Genomic DNA, 17,379 nt, shown 5'->3' on the forward strand with positions numbered 1-17,379 from the left:
CCCGGTGCTGCTTCAGGACATCATCTCGGTCTATGCCCATGTCGAACGGCGCGGGCGCACGTCGATGGGCATCCGCATCGAGGTGATTGCCGACCGCGCGCGCGGGGCTGAACAGGTGAAGGTAACCGAGGGCCTGTTCACCTTTGTCGCGCTGGACGCAGACCAGCGGCCGCGCCCGATCGCCTGGCCGGACTGAGGCCGGAGGCGATTCGCCGGTCGCGCGCGGGCAGCATTGGCTCAAGCGGCCGGGCGATCCGGCCCAGCCTGATCACCCAACATCGATCACCTGGGCACCCGAATCGAGCGCCGCCGGCGCGAGATAGGGAATCGCCGCCGCATAGCCGCCCAGTCCGATCATCACCGTCAGCGTGACGAGCATGCCGATCATCCGAAACGGGTTGGGGGCCGGGCGATCCATCCCGAGCGCATGGGCGATGCGCGCCAGCAGAAACACGCCGCCCACCGCCCACAGCCAGAGCTGGGTGCCGGTGGCGAGTTCGACCACCCCGATCAGGATCAGCACGAAGGGCGTGGTCTCCGTATAGTTTGCGTGCGCGCGCATGCGCGCGAGCAGGGCAGGATCGCCGCCATCGCCGATCGACACCTTGCCGGCCACGCGCTTGGCGATCACCCGCGCGCTCAGCCACACCGCGATCAGCGCGGCGGCCCCCGCCATGGTCAGCGTGATCGGCAAAATCATTCCCATACCCCTTTGCAAACGGCACTCTTATTGCCCGGTGACGCTCGCACGGCCCGGCAGCGCTTGCAACGGCGCGCGAAATCGCTATAGGCCCACCCTCGCTTGCGACCAGTCCGGCCGCTCTGGATGGCGGCCCCCGTGCCGTATCCGGCATTGTCGGGACCCGGGTCGCATCTTGGTCACATTGGATTGGAACAGGTGCCGTCATGGCAGTGCCGAAGAGAAAAACCTCGCCTTCCAAGCGCAACATGCGCCGCAGCCATGATGCGCTGCGTGCGACTGCGTTCCAGGAATGCCCGAACTGCGGCGAACTGAAGCTGCCGCACAATGTGTGCGGCGCGTGCGGCCATTATAATGGTCGCCAGATCATCACGGTCGACGCCTGATCGCGCCCATTTGCCGTCCGGGGGAGGGGTTTAGCCTGTGACCGTCGCGCCGCGGATCGCAATCGACGCGATGGGCGGCGATGACGGGCTCCCGGTCATGATCGAGGGGGCGGCCCGCGCGCTCGGCGAGGACCCCGCCCTCCGCTTCCTGCTCGTTGGGGATGAAGCCGCGCTGGCCGCGGCTCTTTCCGCGCGCCCCGCGCTCGCCGCCGCGACGGAAATCCGCGCGGCCGCCGATGTCATCGCGGGCAGCGACAAGCCCAGCCAGGCCATCCGCCGCGCCCGCACCAGCTCGATGGGCCTCGCGATCGACGCGGTCAAAGGCGGTGCCGCCGATGCCGCCGTCTCGGGCGGAAACACCGGCGCGCTGATGGCGATGGCCAAGCTCGCGCTCAGGACGATGTCGGGCATCGACCGCCCGGCGCTTGCCGCGCTGCTGCCCACGCTTGGCGACAATGATCTGGTGATGCTCGACCTCGGCGCGAATACCGAGTGCGATGCCAACAATCTGGTCGAGTTCGCGGTGATGGGTGCCGCCTATGCCCGCGCCGTGATGGGGTTGGCCGCGCCGCGCGTGCGCCTGCTCAACATCGGCGTCGAAGAGCTGAAGGGCACCGACGAGGTGCGCGACGCCGCCGCCCTGCTGCGCGGCGCGACCGATCTGCCGCTGCGCTTCGACGGCTTTATCGAGGCCGACCGGCTGGGCCGGGGCGAGGCCGATGTGATCGTCTCCGACGGGTTCACCGGCAACATCGCGCTCAAATCGGTCGAGGGCACGGCCCGCTTCATTACCGATCTGCTGCGCCGCGCCTTCACCTCCTCGCTGCGCTCCAAGGCGGGCTTCGTGCTGTCGCGCCCGGCGTTTCACATGCTCAAGACCCATCTGGATCCCAACAATCACAATGGCGCGGTGTTCCTCGGCCTCAACGGTGTCGTCGTGAAAAGCCATGGCGGGGCTGATGCCGGGGGCGTGGCCAATGCCATCGGCGTTGCCGCCAAGCTTGTCCGCGCCGACATTGCGCGCCGCATCGCCGATGATCTCGCGCATTTCCGTGCCGGTCCGCGCACGGCGGTGGCGGCGAAATGACGGTCAGGGCCGCGATTCTCGGCACCGGCTCGGCGCTGCCGCGCCAGCGTGTCGCCAATGCCGATCTTGCCGCGCGCGTCGACACGTCGGACGAATGGATCGTCGAGCGCACCGGCATCCGGTTCCGCCATATCGCCGGTGAGGGCGAGACGACATCGACGCTCGCCACCGACGCGGCACGCGCAGCGCTGGATGCGGCGGGGATCGCGGCTGATCAGATCGACCTGATCGTGCTGGCGACGGCGACCCCCGACCAGACCTTTCCGGCCAGCGCCACGCGCGTGCAGGCGGCGCTCGGCATCAATGACTGCGTCGCCTTCGACGTTGCCGCCGTCTGTTCCGGCTTTCTTTATGCCGTGTCGGTTGCCGATGCGATGATCCGCGCCGGCTCTGCCCGCCATGCGCTGGTGATCGGGGCCGAAACCTTCAGCCGCATTCTCGACTGGGAAGACCGCACGACCTGCGTGCTGTTCGGCGACGGCGCAGGGGCGATCGTGCTCGGCGCGACGACAGGGCAAGACGAGGACGACGCCGCGCCGCGCGGCATTCTCGCCACCCGGCTCCACGCCGATGGCCGGCACAATGACCTGCTCTATGTCGATGGCGGCCCGTCCACCACCGGCACGGTCGGCAAGGTCCGGATGAAGGGCCGTGAGGTGTTCCGCCATGCAGTGGTCAACCTTGCCACGGTGATGGACGAAGCGCTCGGCGCCGCCGGCCTGACCCCGGCCGATGTCGACTGGGTGGTGCCGCACCAGGCCAATGCCCGCATCCTCGATGCGACCGCCAAGAAGCTCGGCCTTGCGCCCGGCAAGGTGGTGGTGACGGTCGACCAGCATGCCAACACCTCGGCCGCCTCGGTGCCGCTGGCGCTCGACACGGCCGTGCGCGACGGGCGGATCAAGCGCGGCGATCTGGTGGTGCTGGAGGCGATGGGCGGCGGCTTTACCTGGGGCGCTGCGGTGCTGCGTTTCTGACGCGCGCCACCCCGGTTTGACGTTACGATTCCGCCCGTTACTATGACCGGCTTAGATAAGGGGGGAGTCGATGGCGGACATGGAACGCAACGACCAACGTAGCAACGGGGTCCAGGCCGGCACGCTGACCCGCGCCGATCTGGCCGAATCGCTGCACCGCGAGATCGGCCTGTCCCGCGCCGAATCCGCCAACATCGTCGAGGGCATTCTCGGCCATATGTGCGAGGCGCTGGCGAACGGCCAGAACGTCAAGATCTCGGGCTTCGGCAGCTTCGTACTGCGCGACAAGGGCGAGCGGATCGGCCGCAATCCCAAGACCGGGGTCGAGGTGCCGATCGCGCCCCGCCGCGTGCTGACCTTCCGCGCCAGCCAGATGCTGCGCGACCGGATCGTCCGCGCGGGCTGATCCGCGCGCGCGCAATGAAGTCCGACGACGCCTTCCGCACGATCGGGGAGCTGGCCGAGGAACTCGGCCTGCCCCAGCATATCCTGCGCTATTGGGAAACGCGCTTCCCGCAGCTGCGCCCGCTGCAGCGGGCGGGCAATCGCCGCTATTACCGGCCCGCCGATGTCGCCCTCGCCCGCCGGATCCACCGGCTGCTGAACGAGGAAGGCTATACGATCAAGGGCGTGCAGAAACTGCTCGCCGAAGGGGACGCAAAGCCCGCCGCGTCGCCGCCCCCTGCGCCTCCGATCGCATTGCCGCTGGCCGAGCTGAAGCGCATCCGCCAGCTGCTGGTCGACGCGCTCGCCGACAGCGCGGCCTGACCATGGGGCGAGGCTGCGGTCGGGCCCGGCGCGCAGCCGGGCTTCGCGCCGCACCAGGGGCGCGCTATGGCCGGCAGCCGATAGCCGCGGTAACAGGCATTGCCGCCGGCAGATGGAGAGGATGCTATGCCAGCCCTTGAGGAAAAAGGTTTTTTCGGGCTGCTGATCATCGCCTCGCTGCTGTTTCTTGCAATCGTCCTGCCATTTTCAGGGGCGATTCTCTGGGCACTGGTCGCCACGATGATGTTTCAGCCGCTGCAGGACGCGCTGACCCGCGCGCTGGGCGGGCGGGCGGGCGCGGCTGCGGGGATCACGCTGCTCGCGATCGTCGCGACGGTGATCGTGCCGGCAGCGCTGCTCGGCTTTGCGATCACCAACGAGCTGATCGCGCTGGTTGAGGAGGTGCGCAGCGGCGGCTTCGATCCGATCGGGGCGTTCCAGCGCTTCTACGCCGCCCAGCCCTCCTGGGTGCGCCGCGCGGTGGACATCGATTCGCTCACCAATGCGCGCGCCGCTCAACAGTGGCTGGCATCGAACTTTGCCAGCAGCGCCCAGGCGATCGCGACGCGGGTGCTCGATTTCGGCACCAGCGCCTTTGGCTATGTCGTCAGCCTCGGCGTCATGCTCTATCTGTGCTTCTTCATGCTGTCCGACGGGCGGCGGATCATGGCGATGGTCGAAACCGCCATGCCACTGCGGCTCGATCAGGGGCGCGAGGTGTTCGCCCGCTTCCTGTCGGTCGTGCGCGCGACCATCAAGGGCAGCCTGATCGTCGCCATCGTGCAGGGGACGATGGGGGGCGCGGTGTTCTGGTTCGTGGGCGTCGAACCCTCGCTGCTGTGGGGCGTGGCGATGGGCTTCATGTCGCTGCTACCCGCGGTCGGCACCGGCATCGTCTGGGTGCCGGTCGCCATCTATCTGCTGGCGACCGGGGCGATGTGGCAGGGCGCGTTCGTCGTGTTCTGCGGGCTGTTCGTGATCGGGATGGTCGACAATCTGCTGCGCCCGGTGCTGGTGGGGCGCGAGGCGCGGATGCCCGATTATCTGGTGTTCCTGTCGACGCTGGGCGGGCTGCAGCTGTTCGGCTTCAACGGCTTCATCCTCGGCCCGGCAGCGGCGGCGCTGTTCCTGTCGGTCTGGGAAATCCATGTCCGCGAGCGCGGGCGTCCGGATGCCGCCTGAGGGCCGGGCGGCGGACGGCGAACCGCTGCTGCGGCTCGATGCGTTCCTGCCCTATCAGCTGTCGATCGCATCCAACGCCGTCTCGGGCGCGATCGCGCGCAGCTATGAAAGCCTGTTCGGGCTGAAAGTGCCCGAATGGCGGCTGATCGCCGTGCTCGCGGAAACCGACGGCCTGACCCAGCAGCAGATCGTCCAGCGCACCGAGATGGACAAGATGACGGTCAGCCGCGCCGCCCAGGCGCTGGCCGGGCGTGGGCTGGTGGAACGGGCGCCGGACGGGCGCGACCGGCGCAGCCGGATGCTCACGCTCAGCCCCGCCGGGCGGACGCTTTACGGCGAGATCGCGCCGCGGGCGCTGGCGCTTGAGGCGGAGCTGATGACGGGCTTTGGCGCAGGCGAGATCGCGGCGCTGCGCGCGGCGCTCGCCCGGCTCAAACAGGCGGCCGAGGCATTGCGCTGACTGGTAACAGATGTTACGATTTTGCTTTCCCGCTTCTGGAGAAGGCGAGTCATGTCGGCAGAAAATCCGCTGGGCCTTAACGGCTTTGAGTTTGTCGAGTTCACCGGGCCCGATCCCGATGCGATGGCGGCACTGCTCGAACGGTTCGGCTTCGTCGCCGCGCACCGCCATCCGACCCGCGACATCACCCGGTTCAAACAGGGGCGGATCAACCTGCTGATCAACCGCGAGGCGACCGGCCAGGCCGCCGATTTCCGCGCCGCGCACGGCCCGTCGGCCAATGGCATGGCGTTCCGCGTCGCCGATGCCGCAAAGGCCTATGCCGATGCGATCGCGCGCGGTGCGCGCGCGGCCGACGCCGCGACCAGCGCGCTGGGCGAGGGCGCGTTCGTGCTCCAGGGCATTGGCGGTTCGCTGCTCTATCTGGTCGATTCGGCCCCCTATGACAGCTGGGACGCGATCCCCGGCGCGGCCGAGGCCGAAGCGCAGAACGCGGTCGGGCTCGACCTGCTCGACCATCTGACCCACAATGTCCGCCGCGGCGAAATGCGGACCTGGTCCAGCTTCTACGCCCAGGTGTTCGGGTTCGAAGAGCAGAAATATTTCGACATCAAGGGCCAGGCGACCGGGCTGTTCAGCCAGGCGATGATCGCGCCCGACCAGCAGATCCGCATCCCGCTCAACGAAAGCCAGGACGAGCACAGCCAGATCGAGGAGTTCATCCGCCAGTATAATGGCGAGGGCATCCAGCATCTCGCGCTCACTACCGCCAACATCTACGAAACCGTCGAAAAGCTGCGCGCGCGCGGCGTGCGGCTGCAGGACACGATCGAGACCTATTACGAGCTGGTCGACAAGCGCGTCCCCGATCATGGCGAGGATCTGGAGCGGCTGCGCCGCAACCGCATCCTGATCGACGGCGGCGGCGACGAAGGCATTTTGCTGCAGATCTTCACCGAGAACATGTTCGGCCCGATCTTTTTCGAGATCATCCAGCGCAAGGGCAATGAGGGCTTCGGCAACGGCAATTTCCAGGCGCTGTTCGAATCGATCGAGCTGGACCAGATCCGGCGCGGCGTGATCAAGGTCGAGGCGGCGAACTGAGCCGCCCGGCCCCTTCCCCTCCATTCCGGCAAGGACAGGCGATCATGGGCGAGCATCCCGCATCCGGCATGATTCCGGGCTTTGGCAATCATGTCTCGACCGAAGCGGTCGCCGGCGCGCTGCCGGTCGGCCGCAATTCGCCGCAGCGCCCGGCCTTCGGCCTTTATGCCGAACAGCTGTCGGGCACGGCATTCACCGCGCCGCGCAGCGAAAACCGGCGCAGCTGGCTCTACCGGCTGCGGCCGAGCGCGATGCACCCGGCCTTTACCCCCTATCCGGGGGCAAGGCTGCTGCGCACCGGGCCGTTCGACGAGGTGCCGCCCAGCCCCAACCGGCTGCGCTGGGACCCGCTGCCCCTGCCCGAGGTGCCGACCGATTTCGTCGACGGGCTGGTCAGCTATGCCGGCAATGGCGATCCGGCGGCGGGCACGGGGATCGGCATCCATCTCTATGCCGCCAATGCGCCGATGACGGGCCGGGTATTCTATTCGGCGGACGGCGAGCTGCTGATCGTGCCGCAGGCCGGGCGGCTGACGCTCATGACCGAAATGGGCGTGCTCGATCTGGCTCCGGGCATGATCGGCGTGGTGCCGCGCGGCGTGCGGTTCCGCGCCGCGCTGCCCGACGGCACGGCGCGCGGCTATGTCTGCGAGAATTACGGCGCGCTGTTCCGCCTGCCCGATCTCGGCCCGATCGGCGCCAACGGGCTTGCCAATCCGCGCGACTTCGAGACGCCGCCGGCCTGGTTCGAGGATGTCGACCAGCCCACCGAGGTGATCCAGAAATTCATGGGCGGGCTCTGGTCGGCGCGGCTCGATCACAGCCCGCTCGACGTTGTCGCATGGCACGGCAATCTTGCGCCCTATCGCTACGATCTGGCGCGGTTCAACACGATCAACACGGTCAGTTTCGACCATCCCGATCCGTCGATCTTCACCGTGCTGACCGCGCCCAGCGACACCGCCGGCACCGCCAATTGCGATTTCGTCATCTTCCCGCCGCGCTGGATGGTGGCCGAGGACACGTTCCGCCCGCCCTGGTTCCACCGCAATGTGATGAGCGAGTTCATGGGGCTGGTCACCGGCAGCTATGACGCCAAGGAAGGCGGCTTCGCGCCCGGCGGGGCGAGCCTGCACAACTGCATGTCGGCGCACGGCCCCGATGCCGCGTCATGGGACAAGGCGACCCATGCCGAGCTTGCGCCGGCGCGGATCGACAACACCCTTGCCTTCATGTTCGAAAGCCGGGGCGTCATCCGGCCGACGCGCTGGGCGATGGACTCGGCCCTGCTCCAGACCGACTATGACGGCTGCTGGACGGGCTTTCCCAAGGCACGACTCGGCTGACCGGCACGCCGGACACATTCAGGGCTAGGAACCAGAAACAATGAAGCTTGCATCGCTCAAAGGGGGTCGCGACGGCCGCCTCGTCGTCGTGTCGGACGATCTCGCCTGGTATGCGCCGGCCGACCAGATCGCGCCGACCATGCAGGCCGCGCTCGACCAGTGGGACGAGGTCGCGCCGCGCCTCATGCTGCTGGCGCAGGATCTGGCCCATGAGGCGATCCCGCGCGAGCGGTTTCACGAACGCGACGCCGCGGCGCCCCTGCCCCGCGCCTATCAATGGGCGGACGGCTCGGCCTATGTGAACCATGTCGAACTGGTGCGGAAGGCGCGCGGCGCCGAAATGCCGGAGAGCTTCTGGACCGACCCGCTGATGTATCAGGGTGGATCGGACGGCTTCCTTGCCCCGCGCGACCCGATCCCGCTGGCCGACGAGGCCTGGGGCTGCGACATGGAAGGCGAGATCTGCGTCGTGACCGGCGATGTGCCGATGGGCGCGGACCGGGCGACCGCGCTCGCCGCGATCCGGCTGGTCGGGCTGGTCAATGACGTGTCGCTGCGCAACCTTATTCCCGGCGAACTGGCCAAGGGGTTCGGCTTCTTCCAGTCCAAGCCGGCATCGGCGCTGTCGCCGGTGCTGGTGACGCCCGATGCGCTGGGCGATGCCTGGGCTGATGGCCGGCTGCACCGGCCGCTGCTCGTCGACCTCAATGGCGCGCCCTTTGGCCGCGCCGATGCCGGTGTCGACATGACATTCGATTTCGGCACGCTGATCGCCCATGCCGCGCGCACCCGCGCGCTGTCGGCCGGCACGATCATCGGGTCGGGCACCGTGTCCAACCGCGACGCGGCGGGCGGGCCGGGACGGCCGGTCGCCGAAGGCGGGCTGGGCTATAGCTGCATCGCCGAGATCCGCATGATCGAGACGATCGCCTCCGGCGCGCCGCGCACCCCGTTCCTCAAGGCCGGCGATGTCGTGCGCATCGACTGCCATGACGCGCGCCACCACAGCATCTTCGGCGCGATCGAACAGACCGTGGTGGCGGTGTGACGGACGGGACGCCGCCCGGCGACCAGCCCGCCCGACCGGAGCGGCTGACCGCGACGCCGCCCGGCATCGCGGTCGCCGCGCTGGGTGATCTGGCCGATCCGGGCGCGCGCGCGATCGTCATCGAAATCGGCGCGCGGCGCTTTCACGGTTTTCTGGTCCGCCGCGGCGGGGCGGTGAGCGGCTTTGTCGACCGCTGCCCGCATATGGGGCTGCCGCTCGCCCAGCAGCTCGATCAGTATCTGACCCCGGCGGGCGACCTGGTCGCGTGCAGCTGGCACGGGGCGCTGTTCCGCCCCGATGACGGCGCGTGCGTCGCCGGGCCGTGCGCGGGCCAGGGCCTGACGCCCTGGCTGGTCACGGTGGCGGACGGGATCATCCGCACCGCCTGAGCGGGGCGGGGGCGTGGTACGCGGCGAGTTGTTTGCTGCGCGCCTTGCGGCGCGGGGGCGGCACCGGCCCGCTCCCCCACCCGGCCTCCCAACGGCAGGATACGCTATGGGAGGCCGGGTGGGGAGCGGGCCGGTGCCGTTCTTCCCAATCAACAAACTCCCGGTGCCGTTCTTCCGAACAAACAACGCCCGGCACCGCGACCACCGCAAACACCCCCTCACCCCCAGCGGGCAAGCGCCTCCTCCAATGCGATCCGTTCGGCCGGGCGCGCAGCCGATGGCGCGTCGCGGAAGCGCGGCGCGGGGGCCGGCTGGGTGACGCCACCCAGCTCGACATAGCTTTGCCGGGCGCGGTTGTGCGGATGGTCGGGGGCTTCGGCAAAGCTCAGCACCGGCGTCACACAGGCGTCGGTATCGGCGAAATGCGCCGCCCAATGGTCGCGGTCCCTGGCCTTGAAACAGGCGGCGAAGGTCTCGGTCATCGCCGGCCAGCTCTTGAGGTCGAACTGCGGCCAGGCGGCGGGATCAAGCGCCAGCCCGGCGAGCAGGGCGGCATAGAATTGCGGCTCCAGACAGCCGACCGCGACATAGCGGCCATCGGCACATTCATAGCAGCGGTAAAACGGCGTCGCCCCGTCGAGCAGATTGGCCTGGCGGCGATCCTGCCAGCGGCCGCTCGCCAGAAAGGCGTGGAACATCGCCAGCAGGTTGATCGTCCCGTCGGTCATCGCCGCATCGACGACGTCCCCGGCCCCCGTGGTGCGCGCGCGCACCAGCCCGGCGAGCACGCCCGCGACCAGGAACATCGCCCCGCCGCCATAATCGCCGATCAGGTTGAGGGGCGGCGGCGGCACCTCGCCGGCGCGGCCGATCGCGTGCAGCGCCCCGGTGAGCGAGATATAATTGAGATCATGGCCAGCGCGCGGGGCCATCGGCCCATGCTGCCCCCAGCCGGTCATGCGGCCATAGACGAGGCGCGGATTGACCGCGTGCACCGCCTCCGGACCCAGGCCCAGCCGCTCCATCACGCCCGGACGAAACCCCTCGAGCAGCGCATCGGCGCGGGCGAGCAGATCAAGCGCCGCGCCCCGCCCGGCATCGGATTTCAGGTCGACGCCCACGATCGTCCGCCCGCGATCGAGCACCGGCGCGCCCGGATCCTGGCTGCCCGGCCGGCCAAGCTGGACGATGTCCGCGCCCATGTCGGCAAGGATCATCGCGGCGAGCGGCACCGGCCCGATGCCCTCGAACTCGACGATGCGGACGCCGCTGAGCGGGCCGGAGCGTCCGGCATTCTGCTGTGGGGAACCGGCGGCCCGTTCGGGGGTGCCGGGGCGATCGCCGCTTTGCGGCTGGTTATCCTCTCCGTTCATGGCCGCAAGGCTCGGCCAAAGTTGACGTTTTCGTCAAGAGGAAGCTTACGGAAACGTCAATCGTCGCGCGGCGGGGCGCGCCGGGCCTCCTCCGCCGCCTCTTCCGCCTCCTCACGGGCGCGTTCGCGCTCGGCACGGCGGCGCTCCTTGGCGATCTGCTCCTCCTCCTTGCGAATCGCCCGGCCGCGATTGCGGTCGGCCTCGTCCTGGCTGGTGGTCAGCACATCGACGGTCTTGCTCACCGCCTTGACCGGCAGGGTCGCCGCATCGATCGCCGCCCGGGCGAGACACCCGCCCAGCATCGCGGGCAGCATCAGAATGACCAGCATCCGCGCCCGTTCGTGAACCCGCATCACTCCGCTCTCCTCGCCCGCTGCGCCCAGCCCCTTGCTCCGGGCTGGCCGGTGCCCGGAGCGGTTTGCGATCCCATTATATCGGATCGGCCACTCCAGGCTGCTGTTTTCCCGCATTTTCCGGATCGCCGGATGATTGGGCGCGGCTGGAAAATGCTCTAGACCTGTGCGCCCGGCCCCGCGCCGGGACAAGGGGAGAATAGCCTGACCATGCGCCGTCCGTCACCGCCGCCCGCCCGCCGCGCCCTGCGCGCTGCCGCCGCCCTGATTCTCGCCGCGCCAGCTCTGGCCCCCGTGACGGCATCCGCACAGACGCAGGACGGGGCCACGCCCTCTGCCCGGCTGAAGGCGGTGATCGACGCGCACTGGGCCTGGTATCTGTCCCGCAACCCCGAACAGGCGACCGCGCTTGGCGTGCGCGATCATGACGACCGGCTGTCGGACGTCAGCCTGGCCGCCGCCGATGCCGATGCGGCGACCGCGCAGCGTTTCGGCGCGCAGCTGGCGGCCATTCCCGACACCGGCCTGTCGCCGGCCGAGCGGGTGAACAAGCGCATCCTGGCCCGGCTGCTCGCCGAACAGGTCGAGGGCAATCGCTACGGCCAGCGGCAGATGCTGTTCACCAGCTATTATGGCTGGCATCAGGGCTTTGCCGGCATGGCCGACAATCTGCCCTTTGCCGCCGCCGCCGATTACCGCAGCTATCTGACGCGGCTCGGCCAATATCCGAAGCTGAACAGCGATGCGCTGGCGGTCACCCGGGCGGCGGTCGCGCAGGGGTTCGTTCAGCCCTGCGACGCGCTGCGCGGCTATGAAAAGACGATCATCGGGGTCATCGCCCCCTCGCCCGACCAGTCGCGCTTCTACCAGCCCTTCACCCGCGCCCGGCCGCGCGACCTGTCGGAGGCCGAATGGGCGAAGATGCAGGACGAGGCGAAGCGGCTGATCACCACCGTGGTCGAGCCGGAATATCGCCGCTTCCACGATTATTTCGTCCGCGACTATCTGCCGCGCTGCCGCGCGACCGTGGGCGCGTCGGCGATGCCCGGCGGGGCGGACTGGTATGCGTTCCGCGCCCGGCAATCGACGACGACCGACAAGACCCCCGATGAGATCCACCGGATCGGCCTGGCCGAGGTCGCGCGCATCCGCGCGGAGATGGAAACCGTCGCCCGCGCCGCCGGCTTTGCCAGCCGCGAGGCGTTCATCGCCGATCTGCGCACCAATCCGCGCCATTATGCGACGACGCCCGAGGCGCTGCTCGCCGCCGCCGCGGTCGAGGCCAAGCGCATCGACGGGCTGCTGCCGCGCTATTTCGGCCGGCTGCCGCGCCTCAGCTATGGCATCAAGCCGATCCCGGCCGAAATCGCCGAGGGGACGACCACCGCCTATTACAATCCGGGATCCCCGGCGGCGGGGATTTCCGGCACCTATTTCGTCAACACATCCAAGCTGGCGCAGCGGCCGCTCTGGGAACTGCCAGCGCTGACCGCGCATGAGTCGGTGCCGGGCCATCACTTCCAGGTCGCGCTGCAACAGGAACTGGAGCTGCCCGAGTTTCGCCGCCACCAGGCCGGCTTCACCGCCTTTGTCGAGGGCTGGGCGCTCTATACCGAGCGGCTGGGCATCGAGATGGGGCTGTATGACACGCCCGAAAAGCAGATGGGGCGCCTGTCCTATGAAATGTGGCGGGCGTGCCGGCTGGTCGTCGACACCGGCATCCATGCCAAAGGCTGGACCAAGGCGCAGGCCGTCGCGTTCATGAAGGACAACAGCGCGCTAACCGACGCCAATATCGATGCCGAGGTCAACCGCTATATCAGCTGGCCGGGCCAGGCGCTCGGCTACAAGATGGGCGAGATCCGCATCCGGGAACTACGCGCCCGCGCCGAAGCCGCGCTCGGCCCGCGCTTCGACGTCAAGCGGTTCCACGATGCCGTGCTGGTCGAAGGGCCGGTGCCGCTCGACCTGCTGGAGACGCAGATCGACGCCTGGATCGCGGCCGAAAAGCTGCGGGGGTAAGGCGGAAACAGGGGGCCGTTGTCTGCGGTGCGGCGTGCGTCGCAGGGGCGGCACCGGGGTTTTTGTTGCGCGCCTCGCGGCGCGGGGGCGGCACCGGCCCGCTCCCCCACCCGGCCACCCAACGGCAGTATCATATGGGTGGCCGGGTGGGGGAGCGGGCCGGTGCCGCGACCAATTAAAAAACGCGCGGGCGTTCCCCGATCAGGCCGCCTTGGCGCGCGACGCGCGCTTGCGCTCATGCGGGTCGAGATGGCGCTTGCGCAGCCGGATGCTCTTGGGCGTCACCTCGACCATCTCGTCATCGTCGATATAGGCGATCGCCTGTTCGAGCGTCAGCCGCCGGGGCGGGGTCAGCCGGATGGCGTCGTCCTTGCCGCCCGACGCACGGAAGTTGGTCAGCTGCTTCGCCTTCATCGGGTTGACTTCAAGGTCATCCGGCTTGGCGTTTTCGCCGATGATCATGCCTTCATAAAGCGGCTCGCCCGGGCCGACCATCAGCACGCCGCGGTCCTCGAGCGCGTTGAGCGCATAGGCATTGGCCTCGCCCGATCCGTTGGAGATCAGCACGCCGTTCTTGCGGCCCTCGATCGCGCCCTTGTGCGGGCCATAGCGTTCGAAGATGCGGTTCATGATCCCGGTGCCGCGCGTGTCGGACAGGAACTCGCCATGATAGCCGATCAGGCCGCGCGACGGCGCGGAGAAGGTGATGCGCGTCTTGCCGCCGCCCGAGGGGCGCATGTCGGTCATCTCGGCCTTGCGCTGGTTCATCTTGTCGACGACCGTGCCCGAATATTCCTCGTCCACGTCGATGACGACGGTTTCATAAGGCTCTTCGCGCCCACCCGGCCCGTCGCGGAACAGCACGCGCGGGCGGCTGATCCCCAGTTCAAAGCCTTCGCGGCGCATCGTCTCGATCAGCACGCCGAGCTGGAGTTCGCCGCGCCCGGCGACTTCGAAACTGTCCTTGTCCTCGCTCTCGGTCACGCGGATGGCGACGTTCGATTCGGCCTCGCGCATCAGCCGGTCGCGGATCATGCGGCTGGTGACCTTGCTGCCCTCACGGCCCGCCATCGGCGAGTCGTTGACGGCAAAGCGCATCGACAGCGTCGGCGGATCGATCGGCTGCGCCTTGAGCGGCACGCTGACCGAGGTGTCGGCGATGGTGTTGGCGACGGTCGCGACCGTCAGCCCGGCCAGGCTGATGATGTCCCCGGCGCGCGCCTCCTCGACCGGCACGCGCTCCAGCCCGCGAAACGCCATGATCTTGGTCGCACGGCCGGTTTCGATCACCTGCCCGTCGGAATCGAGCGCATGGATCGGCTGGTTGAGCCGCACGGTGCCGGTTTCGACCCGGCCGGTCAGGATGCGGCCAAGGAAGTTATCGCGGTCGAGCAGCGTGACGAGGAAGCTGAACGGCGCCTCGGCATCGACCTGCGGCTCAGGCACATGATCGATGATCTTGTCGAACAGCGGGGCGAGCGTGCCTTCGCGCGCCTCGGCATCCTCGGACGCATAGCCGTTGCGGCCCGAGGCATAGAGCACCGGGAAATCAAGCTGTTCGTCGGTCGCCTCAAGCGTCACGAACAGGTCGAACACCTCGTTCAGCACCTCCTCGACGCGCGAATCCGGCCGGTCGATCTTGTTGACGACCACGATCGGCCGGAGGCCGAGCGCCAGCGCCTTGCCGGTCACGAACTTGGTCTGCGGCATCGCGCCTTCGGACGAATCGACGAGCAGGATGACGCCGTCGACCATCGACAGGATGCGCTCCACCTCGCCGCCGAAATCGGCGTGGCCGGGCGTGTCGACGATGTTGATGCGCGTGCCCTTCCAGTCCACCGAGGTGCACTTGGCCAGGATGGTGATCCCGCGTTCCTTTTCCAGATCGTTCGAATCCATCGCGCGTTCCTCGACGCGCTGATTGTCGCGGAACGTCCCCGACTGGCGGAACAACTGGTCGACGAGCGTGGTCTTGCCATGATCGACATGCGCGATGATGGCCACGTTGCGGAGGCTCATGGGAAATCCTGGTTCGAGCGGAGATTGGCCGCGCCCTTAGCGCAAATGCTGCGGCGCGCAAAGCCCGGCCGCGCAGCGCACCCCGGCTTCAGCCCGTCCGCTGCGCCAGCGCGGCGATTTCCTTGACCAGCTTGGCCGCAACCGTCGCGGTCATGCCATTGAGGTCGCGCGCCGGATTGAGCTCGACAATGTCCGCGCCGACCAGCGGTCCGGGGATGCGGGCGATGAGGTCGAGCAGCTGGCGCGTCGACAGGCCGCCCGGTTCATGATGCGCGACCCCGGGGGCAAAGGCGGGGTCCAGCCCGTCCAGATCGACCGACAGGTAAAGCGGCCCGGCGGGCACCGGCACGCCGGCGGGCGTGAAATCGCGCATCGGCACCACCTCGATCCCGAACCGCGCGACCTGCGCCGCCTGATGGGCATTGAGCGTGCGGATGCCGACCTGGACCAGCCGGGTCGCCAGCCCGTCCTCCATGATCCGCGCGAACGGCGAGGCGTGCGAGCGGCGATTGCCGCCCAGTTCGTCATAACAGTCCGAATGCGCGTCGATATGCAGGATCGCGACCAGCCCGTGCACGGCGGCGATCCCGCGCAGCACCGGATAGGTGACGGCATGGTCGCCGCCCAGGCAGATCGGCACGCCGCCGCCTGCACAGGCGTCGCGCACCGCCGCCACGATCCGCGCGTCATCGGCCGCGCAATCCTCGGTCAGCGGCAGGTCGCCCAGATCCTCAAACGGGATGTCGCGGCCCAGTTCCAGCCCGCATTCGGCAGCCGGATTGCCCATGTCGGACAGGAGCGCGGCGCGGATCAGCGGCGGCGCAGCAGCCGCGCCGCGCAGGAAGCTGGAGTTGATGTCGGTCGGCAGGCCGATCAGGCGGACGGGGCGCATGGCTGATCCTTAGCCCGCGAATTGCAGCGCGATAAGGGCTGCTGCGAGCACCGCCGCTGCCGCGATGCGCCGCCCGCCAAAGCCTTCCTTCAGCAACAGCGCCCCCATCAGCGCGGCAAACACCACCGCCGTTTCGCGCAGCGCCGAGACTTTCGCCACCTCAACCAGCGTCATCGCAAAGAGCGCGGCCCCGAACGAGGCGACCGACAACAGCCCGGCGGTCACCGCCGTCCGCCACTGCATGACCGCCGCCGCCAGATAGGCGCGCCGCCTGAGCGTCAGCGCCACCAGCGTGATGCCCACCCAGTCGAGCAGGAACAGCCAGACGATGTAATCGAGCGGATCGGACCCGGCGCGGACGCCGCGTGCGTCGGTGGCGCTGTAGAGCGCGACGCCGATGGCCGTCCCCCCGGCCCAGAGCAGCGCCCGCGCATCCGGGTGACGGCGCAGCGAAACCCCGCGCGGCGGCAGCGCAAAGACGATGATCGCGGCGGTCGCGACCAGCAGCGCCGCCCAGCCCGCCGGGTTCAGCCGTTCGCCGAGCAGCCCCCAGGCGCTGATCGCGGTCAACAGCGGGGCAAGGCCGCGCATCACCGGAAACACCAGCGACAGATCGCCGTGCGTCATCGCGCGCACGAGGCAGAACTGATAGAAAAGATGCGCCGGGATCGCCCAGACCAGAGCGGCGACGGTGCCGGGATCGGGCGCGCCGACCAGCAGCAGCCCCGGCAGCGTGACCAGTGCCGCCGTCACCGACAGCACCGACCGGGCGACCAGAATGTCGCCGGCGATCTTCACCGCCGTGTTGACGAGTGCGAGGGTGACCGCGGAGACGAGGCCGAGCACGACCGCCAGCACCTCCGCCTTCATCCCCGCCCTCCCTTACGCAACAGCCCGGATGCGCGCGGAGATGCACCGGAAAGCCGCCGGGGGCCAGAGCGGAGCCACGGGCAGACCGATTGCCTGGGGGACTCCGATGGTCGAATTCGCCGCCTTCACTTACGGTCTTGTCGCCAGCATCGTCCTGTCGCGTCTCGGCCGCGACCGGCGGGCGGCGCGCCCCTCCGGCGCGGTCGCGGTGATGACCGGCTGGGCGCTGTTCGGCTTTTCGGCCGCGCTCGCCGGGCTGATTGCGGGCTGGATGCTCACCGCTCTCGCCACCCCCTGAACCGGGCCGGGACAGCCCCGGCACCGATCAACGCACGACGGCGTTCGGCGAAAGTCGCTTGAACGGCGACCGGCAGGGCCTAATCTTTCCCGGCCTCAAGGGCGG

At 68.9% G+C, this 17,379-nt stretch carries 20 protein-coding genes (1 of these 20 only partly in view); 14 read left to right on the forward strand and 6 right to left on the reverse strand.

Annotation, left to right across the window (positions count from 1 at the left end; genetic code table 11):
- Window positions 1-196, forward strand: the 3' portion of a protein-coding gene (locus GVO57_RS02195) for an acyl-CoA thioesterase (RefSeq protein WP_160591461.1). The gene continues 185 nt to the left of window position 1, outside the view; 196 of the gene's 381 nt are visible here — the last part of the coding sequence; its start codon lies beyond the left edge, outside the window; it ends in the stop codon at window positions 194-196.
- Between the two features lie 72 nt (window positions 197-268).
- Here the strand turns inward: GVO57_RS02195 and GVO57_RS02200 are convergent, their stop codons facing one another.
- On the reverse strand, window positions 269-700 hold the full coding sequence (locus tag GVO57_RS02200) for an MAPEG family protein (RefSeq protein ID WP_160591463.1): 432 nt from the start codon (window positions 698-700) through the stop codon (window positions 269-271).
- 206 nt (window positions 701-906) lie between these two features.
- On the opposite strand from GVO57_RS02200, the gene rpmF reads away from it, so the two are divergent.
- The 11 genes from rpmF to GVO57_RS02255 all read left to right on the forward strand — a co-directional run bounded on the left by rpmF (window position 907) and on the right by GVO57_RS02255 (window position 9,447).
- On the forward strand, window positions 907-1,086 hold the full coding sequence (gene rpmF / locus GVO57_RS02205) for a 50S ribosomal protein L32 (RefSeq protein ID WP_160591465.1): 180 nt from the start codon (window positions 907-909) through the stop codon (window positions 1,084-1,086).
- A 37-nt stretch (window positions 1,087-1,123) separates the two neighbouring features.
- A complete protein-coding gene (gene plsX, locus GVO57_RS02210) occupies window positions 1,124-2,173 on the forward strand; it encodes a phosphate acyltransferase PlsX (protein ID WP_160591467.1) in 1,050 nt (349 codons plus the stop codon).
- On the forward strand, window positions 2,170-3,150 hold the full coding sequence (locus GVO57_RS02215; RefSeq protein WP_160591469.1) for a beta-ketoacyl-ACP synthase III: 981 nt from the start codon (window positions 2,170-2,172) through the stop codon (window positions 3,148-3,150). Before plsX ends, GVO57_RS02215 begins: the two co-directional genes overlap by 4 nt.
- 70 nt (window positions 3,151-3,220) lie before the next feature.
- Window positions 3,221-3,556, forward strand: a complete 336-nt coding sequence (locus tag GVO57_RS02220; protein ID WP_327785534.1) for an integration host factor subunit alpha — start codon at window positions 3,221-3,223, stop codon at window positions 3,554-3,556.
- A 14-nt stretch (window positions 3,557-3,570) separates the two neighbouring features.
- Window positions 3,571-3,918 (forward strand): MerR family transcriptional regulator, encoded by a 348-nt coding sequence (locus GVO57_RS02225; RefSeq protein ID WP_160591471.1) that lies wholly within the window; start codon window positions 3,571-3,573, stop codon window positions 3,916-3,918.
- A gap of 126 nt (window positions 3,919-4,044) precedes the next feature.
- Window positions 4,045-5,100 carry an AI-2E family transporter gene (locus tag GVO57_RS02230; RefSeq protein WP_160591473.1) on the forward strand — a complete coding sequence of 352 codons (1,056 nt, stop codon included), beginning with the start codon at window positions 4,045-4,047 and terminating at the stop codon, window positions 5,098-5,100.
- The gene (locus tag GVO57_RS02235) at window positions 5,090-5,560 is read left to right on the forward strand and encodes a MarR family winged helix-turn-helix transcriptional regulator (RefSeq protein ID WP_160591476.1); all 471 of its coding nucleotides are present in this window, start codon (window positions 5,090-5,092) and stop codon (window positions 5,558-5,560) included. The genes GVO57_RS02230 and GVO57_RS02235 overlap by 11 nt, the downstream gene beginning before the upstream one ends.
- A gap of 51 nt (window positions 5,561-5,611) precedes the next feature.
- Window positions 5,612-6,664 carry a 4-hydroxyphenylpyruvate dioxygenase gene (hppD, locus tag GVO57_RS02240; protein WP_160591478.1) on the forward strand — a complete coding sequence of 351 codons (1,053 nt, stop codon included), beginning with the start codon at window positions 5,612-5,614 and terminating at the stop codon, window positions 6,662-6,664.
- A 44-nt stretch (window positions 6,665-6,708) separates the two neighbouring features.
- Window positions 6,709-8,010 (forward strand): homogentisate 1,2-dioxygenase, encoded by a 1,302-nt coding sequence (hmgA, locus tag GVO57_RS02245; protein ID WP_233281437.1) that lies wholly within the window; start codon window positions 6,709-6,711, stop codon window positions 8,008-8,010.
- 40 nt (window positions 8,011-8,050) lie between these two features.
- Window positions 8,051-9,058, forward strand: coding sequence for a fumarylacetoacetate hydrolase family protein (locus GVO57_RS02250; protein ID WP_160591480.1), 1,008 nt, complete (start codon window positions 8,051-8,053; stop codon window positions 9,056-9,058).
- Window positions 9,055-9,447, forward strand: coding sequence for a Rieske (2Fe-2S) protein (locus tag GVO57_RS02255; RefSeq protein WP_160591482.1), 393 nt, complete (start codon window positions 9,055-9,057; stop codon window positions 9,445-9,447). Before GVO57_RS02250 ends, GVO57_RS02255 begins: the two co-directional genes overlap by 4 nt.
- Before the next feature lie 218 nt (window positions 9,448-9,665).
- Here GVO57_RS02255 and GVO57_RS02260 read toward each other — a convergent pair whose 3' ends face one another.
- Both GVO57_RS02260 and GVO57_RS02265 read right to left on the reverse strand, forming a co-directional pair.
- Window positions 9,666-10,820: a CaiB/BaiF CoA transferase family protein gene (locus GVO57_RS02260; RefSeq protein WP_160591484.1), complete on the reverse strand. Its 1,155-nt coding sequence runs from the start codon at window positions 10,818-10,820 to the stop codon at window positions 9,666-9,668.
- A gap of 56 nt (window positions 10,821-10,876) precedes the next feature.
- On the reverse strand, window positions 10,877-11,173 hold the full coding sequence (locus tag GVO57_RS02265; RefSeq protein WP_233281523.1) for a hypothetical protein: 297 nt from the start codon (window positions 11,171-11,173) through the stop codon (window positions 10,877-10,879).
- Window positions 11,174-11,419: 246 nt separating this feature from the next.
- Between GVO57_RS02265 and GVO57_RS02270 the strand changes: the two genes are divergently transcribed.
- Window positions 11,420-13,195 (forward strand): DUF885 domain-containing protein, encoded by a 1,776-nt coding sequence (locus tag GVO57_RS02270; RefSeq protein WP_407695718.1) that lies wholly within the window; start codon window positions 11,420-11,422, stop codon window positions 13,193-13,195.
- Window positions 13,196-13,396: 201 nt separating this feature from the next.
- Here the strand turns inward: GVO57_RS02270 and typA are convergent, their stop codons facing one another.
- The 3 genes from typA to GVO57_RS02285 form a co-directional block, all read right to left on the reverse strand.
- Window positions 13,397-15,214, reverse strand: a complete 1,818-nt coding sequence (gene typA / locus GVO57_RS02275) for a translational GTPase TypA (protein WP_160591488.1) — start codon at window positions 15,212-15,214, stop codon at window positions 13,397-13,399.
- An 88-nt stretch (window positions 15,215-15,302) separates the two neighbouring features.
- The gene (locus GVO57_RS02280; protein ID WP_160591490.1) at window positions 15,303-16,106 is read right to left on the reverse strand and encodes an agmatinase family protein; all 804 of its coding nucleotides are present in this window, start codon (window positions 16,104-16,106) and stop codon (window positions 15,303-15,305) included.
- A 9-nt stretch (window positions 16,107-16,115) separates the two neighbouring features.
- Entirely contained in the window at window positions 16,116-16,976 is an 861-nt protein-coding gene (locus tag GVO57_RS02285) for a DMT family transporter (RefSeq protein WP_160591492.1), read from the reverse strand.
- A gap of 106 nt (window positions 16,977-17,082) precedes the next feature.
- Between GVO57_RS02285 and GVO57_RS02290 the strand changes: the two genes are divergently transcribed.
- Window positions 17,083-17,274: a hypothetical protein gene (locus GVO57_RS02290; RefSeq protein WP_160591494.1), complete on the forward strand. Its 192-nt coding sequence runs from the start codon at window positions 17,083-17,085 to the stop codon at window positions 17,272-17,274.
- Window positions 17,275-17,379 lie beyond the last annotated feature (105 nt).

It is taken from the genome of Sphingomonas changnyeongensis (assembly GCF_009913435.1).
In the GTDB taxonomy this organism is placed as follows: domain Bacteria; phylum Pseudomonadota; class Alphaproteobacteria; order Sphingomonadales; family Sphingomonadaceae; genus Sphingomonas_B; species Sphingomonas_B changnyeongensis.

Excerpts from the sequence above, each read along its gene's own strand:
- GVO57_RS02200 (WP_160591463.1), bottom strand. The coding sequence starts at position 700 with ATGATTTTGCCGATCACGCTGACCATGGCGGGGGCCGCCGCGCTGATC.
- rpmF (WP_160591465.1), top strand. The coding sequence starts at position 907 with ATGGCAGTGCCGAAGAGAAAAACCTCGCCTTCCAAGCGCAACATGCGC.
- GVO57_RS02215 (WP_160591469.1), top strand. The coding sequence starts at position 2,170 with ATGACGGTCAGGGCCGCGATTCTCGGCACCGGCTCGGCGCTGCCGCGC.
- GVO57_RS02220 (WP_327785534.1), top strand. The coding sequence starts at position 3,221 with ATGGCGGACATGGAACGCAACGACCAACGTAGCAACGGGGTCCAGGCC.
- GVO57_RS02225 (WP_160591471.1), top strand. The coding sequence starts at position 3,571 with ATGAAGTCCGACGACGCCTTCCGCACGATCGGGGAGCTGGCCGAGGAA.
- GVO57_RS02230 (WP_160591473.1), top strand. The coding sequence starts at position 4,045 with ATGCCAGCCCTTGAGGAAAAAGGTTTTTTCGGGCTGCTGATCATCGCC.
- GVO57_RS02235 (WP_160591476.1), top strand. The coding sequence starts at position 5,090 with ATGCCGCCTGAGGGCCGGGCGGCGGACGGCGAACCGCTGCTGCGGCTC.
- hppD (WP_160591478.1), top strand. The coding sequence starts at position 5,612 with ATGTCGGCAGAAAATCCGCTGGGCCTTAACGGCTTTGAGTTTGTCGAG.
- hmgA (WP_233281437.1), top strand. The coding sequence starts at position 6,709 with ATGGGCGAGCATCCCGCATCCGGCATGATTCCGGGCTTTGGCAATCAT.
- GVO57_RS02250 (WP_160591480.1), top strand. The coding sequence starts at position 8,051 with ATGAAGCTTGCATCGCTCAAAGGGGGTCGCGACGGCCGCCTCGTCGTC.
- GVO57_RS02260 (WP_160591484.1), bottom strand. The coding sequence starts at position 10,820 with ATGAACGGAGAGGATAACCAGCCGCAAAGCGGCGATCGCCCCGGCACC.
- GVO57_RS02265 (WP_233281523.1), bottom strand. The coding sequence starts at position 11,173 with ATGCGGGTTCACGAACGGGCGCGGATGCTGGTCATTCTGATGCTGCCC.
- typA (WP_160591488.1), bottom strand. The coding sequence starts at position 15,214 with ATGAGCCTCCGCAACGTGGCCATCATCGCGCATGTCGATCATGGCAAG.
- GVO57_RS02280 (WP_160591490.1), bottom strand. The coding sequence starts at position 16,106 with ATGCGCCCCGTCCGCCTGATCGGCCTGCCGACCGACATCAACTCCAGC.
- GVO57_RS02285 (WP_160591492.1), bottom strand. The coding sequence starts at position 16,976 with ATGAAGGCGGAGGTGCTGGCGGTCGTGCTCGGCCTCGTCTCCGCGGTC.
- GVO57_RS02290 (WP_160591494.1), top strand. The coding sequence starts at position 17,083 with ATGGTCGAATTCGCCGCCTTCACTTACGGTCTTGTCGCCAGCATCGTC.